We start from the raw sequence: 8,536 nt of genomic DNA, 5'->3' as shown, positions 1-8,536 counted from the left end.
GGATTTCAATTTATTTTCCCGCCTGGGGGCGGGAAAACTCTGCCGAGGGCTTTTCCCATGCAAGATAGTCAAGACTTCTTGCATGACTTTTGCGTTTTTTGACAGTCTGGGGCTCCCTTGTCTAAAGGGAGCCGTTCAGACTGGCAGCCGTTCCCCTTGAAACCCTACAAAACATATGGTATTATAGGACTAAAGAACTTTGGGGGGGATCAACATGAAAATTTCCACAAAAGGGCGCTATGCTCTGCGGCTGATGGTGGATTTGGCCGCCCATGGCGGAGAGGCCACCCCGGTGTCCCTGCGAGATGTGGCGGGACGTCAGCAGCTCAGCGACAAATACTTGGAGCAGATCGTCACCCCTCTGTCCCGGGCTGGCCTGGTACGGTCGGTGCGGGGGGCGGGCGGCGGCTACCTGCTCACCCAAGCCCCGGAGGAGTACACCGTAGGGGACATTCTGCGGCCTCTGGAGGGGGATCTGGCCCCGGTGGAGTGCGCCACCGATGAGGGGTACTGTGAGCGGTGCGGGGACTGCGTCACCATAGAGCTGTGGCAGGAGATCCACCGGGCGGTGTCGGCAGTGGTGGACGGTACCACCCTGGAGGACCTGGTGGAGCGCTACCGGACCAAGCACTGCGACCAATGAGTGAGACGTTGAACCAAGGGGCACAGCGGAAGTGGCTGCTGCCACTGCTTTTCATTCTCCTGGGGGTGGCGGTGCGGCTGGTTCAGCTGGGCACTATGCCCGGAGGGCTGAACCAGGACGAGGCCTATGCCGGGTACGAGGCCTACTCCATGCTCACCTACGGGGTGGACTCCTGGGGCTACCACAACCCCTGCTACTTCATCTCCTGGGGCAGCGGTATGAACGTGCTGGAGAGCTATCTGGCCATGCCCTTTGTGGCCCTGTTGGGCCTCACCGAGCTGGCCGTCCGCCTGCCCCAGGCCATTCTGGGCTGTATCAGCCTGCCAGTGGTGTATCTGCTGCTCACCCGGCTGTTTTCCCGCACCGTGGGGCTTGTGGGGTTGGCACTCACCGCCATCTGCCCCTGGCACATCATGCTCAGCCGATGGGGCTTGGAGTCCAATCTGGCCCCGGGCCTGCTGCTGCTGGGGCTGTATTTCCTGGTGCGGGGGCTGGATTCCCCGCCCTGGCTGCTGGCTTCGGCGCTGTTCTATGGCCTGTCCCTGTACGCCTACGCCACCCTGTGGGTGGTGGTGCCCCTGACCCTATGCGTGCTGCTGGGCTATCTGATCTACACCCGGAAACTGACGGTTTCCCCCTATCTGGTGGGGGCGGCGGGGCTGCTGTTTGTGCTGGCCTTGCCCCTGCTCCTCTTTGTGGGGGTGAATCTGGGGGTGTTGGAGGAAATACGCACCCCAGTGTTCTCGGTGCCAAAGCTGGTGTATATGCGTGCCTCTGAGGTGGACTGGCGCAACCTGTTCTCCCTGGAGTCCTATTACAATCTGGGGCAGATGGTGTTTGGAGAAGGGGAGGGCCTTGTGTGGAACAGCCTGCCCCAGTTCGGCATGTTCTACCCCTTCAGCTGGCCCTTTATCGTTGTGGGCGGCGTGCGGATGGCTCTGCGTGCGGTGGCGGGGCTGAAAGCCCGTCGGTATACCGGGGAGGGGCTGGTGCTGCTGGGGCTTCTCTGCGCTGGCCTTGTGAGCCTGTCCCTGGACTATCTCAACATCAACAAGGCCAATTCCCTCCACTTCTACCTGGTCATGCTGCTGGCCTTGGGGGTGGACTGGCCCATTGGGTACTGCAAGGCCCGCCCCGTGCTGCCCTGGGGGTTGGCAGCGGCGTATACCCTGGCCTTCTGCCTGTTTGTGGGCACCTACTTCACCACCTATCAGGAGGACATTGCCGTCCAGTTCCGGGCCGGGGTGGGGGATGCGGTGGCGTTTGTGAAGGAGCAGGGCTTTGGCCGGGTGGCGGTGGATGCCACGGTGTCCTATGCCCAGATCCTCTTTTATGATCGCACCCCCCAGCCGGAGTTTGCCGCCACGGTGGCGTATGCCAACTATCCGTCCCCCTACCTCAGTGCCTCCTCCTTTGGCCGATACACCTTCGGGGTGGATGAGCATAACCTGAGCCCCTACACTGCCTATCTTGTCTATGCAAACAGCTTGGACACCTTCCGCCAGGCGGGGTATACGGTGGCGGAGTTTGGACTGTATGGCGTGGCGTATATCGAATAAAGACAAAATTAGCACTCTTACAACGAGAGTGCTAATTGTTTACACTTCGTTCATGATTTTTCCTACCACAGAGGTATACTAAAGGCAAATGACAGATTGGGGCTTGTGCCCCATGAAAGGAGAGTTGCCTTTATGAACATGAATCAGTTTACCCAGAAGTCCCTGGAGGCGGTGCAGGCCGCCCAGACCCTGGCTACCGAGCATGGAAATCAACAGATTGAGCAGGTGCATCTGCTCTGCGCCCTGGTGGAGCAGGAGGGAGGCTTTATTCCCCAGCTGCTGACCCACATGGGGATGACGGTGGAGTCCTTTGACGCCGCTTTGCGCCATGAGGTGGAGAAACTGCCCAAGGTGTCCGGTTCCGGCCGTCGGGCCGACCAGGTGTATGTGTCCAGCGGTGTGGATCAGGCCCTGAACCAGGCGGTGTCTGTGGCCGGAAGTATGAAAGACGAATATGTGTCGGTGGAGCACCTGTTTTTGGCCCTCATTGACAAGGCAGATGCCACCATCAAGGAGCTGCTCAAGACCTACCGGGTGGAGCGGGAGCAGGTGATGCAGGCCCTGGCCGCCCTGCGGGGCAACCAGCGGGTCACCAGCGACAATCCCGAGGAGACCTACGAGGCCCTGAAAAAGTACGGCACCGACCTGGTGGAGCGGGCACGGCAGAACAAGCTGGACCCGGTCATTGGCCGGGATGACGAAATTCGTAACGTCATCCGCATTCTGTCCCGGAAGAGCAAAAATAACCCGGTGCTCATCGGCGAGCCTGGCGTTGGTAAGACTGCCATTGCCGAGGGGCTGGCCCAGCGGATCGTCAAGGGGGATGTGCCTGCAGGGCTGAAGGATAAGACCATTTTCGCTTTGGATATGGGCGCACTCATTGCCGGTGCCAAGTACCGGGGCGAGTTCGAGGAGCGGCTGAAGGCGGTACTCAACGAGGTGAAGAAGTCCGAGGGGCGCATCATCCTCTTTATCGACGAGCTGCACACCATTGTGGGGGCGGGCAAGACCGAGGGCGCCATGGACGCCGGCAACCTGTTGAAGCCCCTGCTGGCCCGGGGTGAGCTGCACTGCATCGGCGCTACCACCCTCAACGAGTATCGGCAGTATATTGAGAAGGATGCCGCTCTGGAGCGTCGGTTCCAGCCCGTCATGGTGGCGGAGCCCACGGTGGAGGACGCCGTGGCTATTCTCCGTGGCTTGAAGGAGCGCTACGAGGTGTTCCACGGGGTGAAGATCACCGACGGTGCCATTGTGGCCGCCGCCACCCTGTCTGACCGTTATATCACCGACCGATTCCTCCCCGACAAGGCCATTGACCTCATCGACGAGGCCTGCGCCCTCATCCGCACCGAGATGGACTCCATGCCCACCGAGTTGGACGTGATCTCCCGTAAGATCATCCAGCACGAGATTGAAGAGGCCGCCTTGAAGAAGGAGGAGGACGAACTCTCCCGTGCCCGCCTGGCGGACATCCAGAAGGAACTGGCGGAGATGCGGGATGAGTTCAACGCCGGGAAGGCCAAGTGGGAGAACGAGAAAAACGCCATCGGCAAGGTACAAAAGCTGCGGGAGGAGCTGGAACAGGCCAACGCCCAGCTGGAGAAGGCCCAGCGGGAGTACGACCTGGAGAAGGCCGCCCAGCTGCAATACGGCACCATCCCCACCCTGCAAAAGCAGCTGCAGGAGGAGGAAGCCGTGGCTTCCAACCAGAAGGAGAACAACCTGCTCCGGGACAAGGTCACCGAGGAGGAGATCGCCCGCATCGTGGAGCGGTGGACGGGAATTCCCGTGGCCAAGCTCATGGAGGGTGAGCGGGAGAAGCTGCTGCACCTGGAGGACATCCTCCACCAGCGTGTGGTGGGCCAGGACGAGGCTGTGCGCCTGGTTTCCGAGGCCATCCTCCGCTCCCGGGCCGGCATCGCCGACCCCAACAAGCCCATCGGCTCCTTCCTGTTCCTGGGCCCCACCGGTGTGGGTAAGACCGAGCTGGCCAAGACCCTCAGCGAGGCCCTCTTTGACAGCGAGAAGAACCTGGTGCGCATTGATATGAGCGAATACATGGAGAAGTTCTCCGTGTCCCGCCTCATCGGAGCACCTCCCGGATATGTGGGCTATGAGGAGGGCGGTCAGCTCACCGAGGCGGTGCGCCGTCACCCCTACTCCGTCATCTTGTTTGACGAGGTGGAAAAGGCCCACCCCGACGTGTTCAACGTGCTGCTCCAAGTGCTGGACGATGGCCGCATCACCGACAGCCAGGGCCGCACCGTGGACTTTAAGAACACCGTCATCATCCTCACCTCCAACCTGGGCAGCCAGTTCCTGCTGGACGGCATCCAGGCGGATGGAGAGATCAGCCAGGAGGCCAAAAACCAGGTGGAGGAGCTGCTGCGCCGCTCCTTCCGCCCCGAGTTCCTGAACCGTCTGGACGAGATCGTGTTCTACAAGCCCCTGACCCGGGACAACATCTTCCACATCATCGACTTGCAGATGGACTCCCTCAACCGCCGTCTGGCCGACAAGCGGCTGCGTGTGGAGCTCACGGACCGGGCCAAGGATCTGGTGCTGAACTCCGCCTACGATCCCATGTACGGTGCCCGGCCCCTGCGCCGGTACTTGCAGCACACCGTGGAGAACCTGGTGGGCCGCAAGATCATTGCCGGAGAGGTGGCCCCGGACACCACCATCACCGTGGATGCCCAGGGGGATGAACTGGTCATACAATAATCCACACACAAAGGGTCTGTTGCAAACGTGTGCTTTTGCAACAGACCCTGGCTGTTTTGCCCACCTCTTTGGGCTGACAGAGAGGGGCTGTCCCGCTACCGTTTCTCTGGCATTGCCTTGCCGGCTTAGGTTTGCTCCGCAGGGTGACTTTCTCCCCGATGAGAAAGTCACCAAAGAATCGCCTAGGGCGTTCCCCCCTAGGTACCTCCCTTTTTTTGTCCAGGCGGGCACTGCGTCCTATGGGTTACGGCCCGTAAAATCTTCTGCTGTTCCTGGTTGTGCCACTATCCCAGGCCACCATGGCAGCTGGCCCTAGTGGCTGAGTGGTTCCCCTGGTCCGGGCCTTCTCCTGGCGTAGCGGCTGTTCCCAGCCGCTGAGGGCCTGGAGTTTCGCAGCCCAGCGGGTAGCGTTGCCCAGGGTGGGAAAAGCAACCGCTATGATGATGGGGAATGGCCCAAGATTGGAAGGCAACTGCCAAACAGAAAGCCTGTTGCAAACGAATTTTGCAACAGGCTTTCTTGTCAATACAGACACTGCCCCTGCTTCCAGGTGGACACCACCTGAATATCCCGCAGATTCTGAGGATTGACCTCCAGGGGGTTGGCGGACAGGCGCACCAGATTGGCCTGCTTGCCTACGCTGAGGGTGCCTTTTTCCTTCTCCTCTCCGTACTGCCAGGCGGCGTGGACGGTGACCGCCTTCAATGCCTCATAGACAGGAATCCGCTGCTCAGGGCCCAGCTGCACCCCGTTTTTGGTCACCCGGTTGACGGCGCACCAGATGGTCTCCATCATGTCGCAGGGGATGACGGGGGTGTCCTGGTGGAAGGTGAAGGGCATACCCAGATCCAGGGCGGTTTTGGCAGGGGAGATGGCGGCAGCCCGCTTGGCACCCAGGTTTTTCAGGTGGATGTCCCCCCAGTGATATACATGGGCCACGAAGAAGGAGGGGGTGAAGCCCAGGGCCTTGGCCTGGGGCAGCTGGTCTGTGCCCACAAGCTGGGCGTGGATGATCACCGGGCGCACCTGGCGGAGGTTTGGGTGGGACTGGGAAACCTTGGCCCCCATGTCCAGATACTGTTGGGCGGCGGCATCCCCGTTGCAGTGGGCCAAAATCTGTACCCCTTCCTCTGCTGCCAGGGTCAGGGCCCGTTCCACCTGCTCATCCGTCATGGTGGGGTAGCCCCGGTACTCCCTCTCTCCCTGGTAGGGGGTGCGCAGCCAGGCGGTGCGGCCCTGGGGTGAGCCGTCCAAAAAGATTTTCACGCCCCCCAGCCGCAGGCCGCCCCCATAGCCGTTCACGCTGTCCGGGAAGGCAACCCGGGCGGCGTGGAAGTCAGCCACGCCGGGGTAGCCCACCACATCCAGGGTCAGGGCGTTCTGGGCCACCAAGCCCTGGTAGAGGGGGAACAGCTCGGGAGCCATCATCCCCTCCTGAGCAGTGGTGATGCCGTGGGCGGTGTACATCTTTTGGGCCTGGGCAAAGGCCCCTTTCAGCTGCTCAAAGCCGGGCATGGGGGCACGGCGCAGATTTTGTACAAAGGCGTTTTCCTCCGCATATCCGGTGAGCGCGCCGTCTTTTCGCCCAAAACAGCCCCCTTCCGGGTCGGGGGTATTTCCGCTGAGAAACAGCTGGTGGAGGGCAGCGGAGTTGAATACTCCCATGTGCCCCGAGGCGTGCTGAATGACCACAGGGTTGTGGGGTGCTGCCCGGTCTAAGAGTTCTTTTGTGGGGTGGGCGTGTTCCACAAGGTGGTTGTGGTCGTAGCCCTGGCCGAACACCCATTGTCCGGCAGGGATGTGGTTGTCCCGGATGAAGTCTGCCACTGCCCCTTCCAACTGGGCAAAGTCGCACACATCCCCCAAAGGCACCTGGAGCAGGCCGTTGGCGGCGGCGGACAGGTGGCTGTGGGGGTCCACAAAGGCGGGCAGCAGCGTGTCCCCCTGCAAATCAACCCTTTCTGCCCCAGTGGCATTGAGGGCATCTGTTCCCAGGGCCGCAATGCGCCCATTCTCCACCAACAGAGCATCTGTGGGCAGGGGGGACTCCATGGTGAGTATGGGGCCGTTGAAAAACAATGTCCGGCTCATGGCATCAACCTCCTTTTTTCTCTATTATGTCCTCTTTTGGGGGAGTTATCAAGTATAGCAAGAAACGCCCATGCAGGCACCTGACAGGACTGCATGGGCGTTTTGTTGACTCACTCCCGCTGAGACAGAGGAACGAACTTCCGCATGGGACATACGGCCTTGTAGGCGGGGCGGATGATGCGCCCGGAGGGATTGTACACCTCTTCCACCCGGTGTGCGCACCAGCCCACGATGCGGGCAATGGCAAACAGCGGGGTGTACAGCTCGGGGGGAATGCCCATCATCTTGTACACCAGGCCCGAGTACAGATCCACGTTGGCGCACATGGCTTTGGACTGGCCTGTGACCCGGTGGAACACCTGGGGGGCCAGCTTTTCCACCCGTTCAAACAGCTCCAGTTCCTCCACAAAGCCCCGCTCCTCTGCCACTTCCCGGGCAAACCGCTTGAGCATCACCGCTCTGGGGTCGGACAGGGTGTAGATGGCGTGGCCCATGCCGTAGATCAGCCCTGAGCGGTCCCCCGTCTCCTTCTCCAGAATCTTCTCCAAGTAGGCAGCCACTTCCTCGTCGCTGCTCCAGTCCTTCACATCCCGCTCAATGTAGGTGAACATCTCCATGACCTTCTTGTTGGCGCCGCCGTGGCGGGGGCCTTTCAGGGAGCCTACGGCAGCGGCAATGGCGGAGTAGATGTCAGTGCCGGAGGAGGAGAGGACACGGCAGGCAAAGGCGGAGTTGTTGCCGCCGCCGTGGTCCATGTGCAGCACCAGGCACAGATCCAAAAGCCGTGCCTCTGCCTCGGTGAATTTCTTGTCCGGGCGGATGGAGCACAGAAAGTTTTCCGCCACACTCAGCCCGTCCTGGGGCCGGTGGAGCACCAGGGACTCGTTGTCGAAGTAGTGGCGCTTGCAGGCGTAGGCGTGGGCCACGATCACCGGGAAGCGGGCAATGAGCTGAATGGCCTGGAACAGCTCCACATCCAGCTCGTTGTTGTCCGGGTCCGGGTCGTAGGAGTACAGGGACAGGGTGGAGCGGGCCAGCTTATTCATCAGATCCCGGCTGGGCCCCTTCAAAATCATGTCCTCCGTGAAGCCCGGGGGCAGATTGCGGTAGTGGTTGAGCAGGGAGCAGAAGGTGTTCAGCTCGTCCTTGGAGGGCAGAGAGCCGAAGAGCAGCAGGTAGGCCGTCTCCTCATAGCCGAACCGGCCCTCCTTCAAAAAGCCCTCGATCATCTCGCACACGTCATAGCCCCGGTAGATGAGCTGGCCCTGGGCGGGGGTCTTCTCTCCGTCCTGGAGGTAATAGCCCCGGACATTGGCGATGTTGGTGATGCCTGCCATGACACCGGTGCCGTCGGCGTTGCGCAGGCCCCGCTTCACCCCGTACTTTTCATACAGAAAGGCGGGGATCTGGTGCTGCTGGGCATACTCGCCGCATATATGTTGAAGGAAGGACAGGGAATGCCCATCCATGAGATCAAAGGATTTGATGGAATACATGGTGCACCTCCTAAATACCC

The 8,536-nt window shown here is 61.0% G+C and carries 5 protein-coding genes; 3 read left to right on the top strand and 2 right to left on the bottom strand.

The window, feature by feature from the left end; genetic code table 11:
- Positions 1-214: 214 nt before the first annotated feature.
- The 3 genes from H9X86_RS07970 (at position 215) to clpB (ending at position 4,929) form a co-directional block, all read left to right on the top strand.
- Positions 215-643, top strand: a complete 429-nt coding sequence (locus H9X86_RS07970) for an RrF2 family transcriptional regulator (RefSeq protein WP_204901007.1) — start codon at positions 215-217, stop codon at positions 641-643.
- Positions 640-2,202, top strand: coding sequence for an ArnT family glycosyltransferase (locus H9X86_RS07965; protein ID WP_204901006.1), 1,563 nt, complete (start codon positions 640-642; stop codon positions 2,200-2,202). Before H9X86_RS07970 ends, H9X86_RS07965 begins: the two co-directional genes overlap by 4 nt.
- A gap of 132 nt (positions 2,203-2,334) precedes the next feature.
- A complete protein-coding gene (gene clpB / locus H9X86_RS07960) occupies positions 2,335-4,929 on the top strand; it encodes an ATP-dependent chaperone ClpB (RefSeq protein WP_204901005.1) in 2,595 nt (864 codons plus the stop codon).
- A gap of 522 nt (positions 4,930-5,451) precedes the next feature.
- Here the strand turns inward: clpB and H9X86_RS07955 are convergent.
- Together H9X86_RS07955 and H9X86_RS07950 are read right to left on the bottom strand one after the other, a co-directional pair.
- A complete protein-coding gene (locus tag H9X86_RS07955; protein WP_204901004.1) occupies positions 5,452-7,020 on the bottom strand; it encodes an amidohydrolase in 1,569 nt (522 codons plus the stop codon).
- A 110-nt stretch (positions 7,021-7,130) separates the two neighbouring features.
- Positions 7,131-8,516 (bottom strand): citrate/2-methylcitrate synthase, encoded by a 1,386-nt coding sequence (locus H9X86_RS07950; RefSeq protein WP_243416892.1) that lies wholly within the window; start codon positions 8,514-8,516, stop codon positions 7,131-7,133.
- Positions 8,517-8,536: the final 20 nt, after the last annotated feature.

This window comes from Pseudoflavonifractor capillosus, from assembly GCF_016902575.1.
Classification (GTDB): domain Bacteria; phylum Bacillota; class Clostridia; order Oscillospirales; family Oscillospiraceae; genus Enterenecus; species Enterenecus capillosus_A.
Note: the sequence above shows the minus strand (reverse complement) of the source record. Positions and strands in the feature narration are given on the sequence as shown.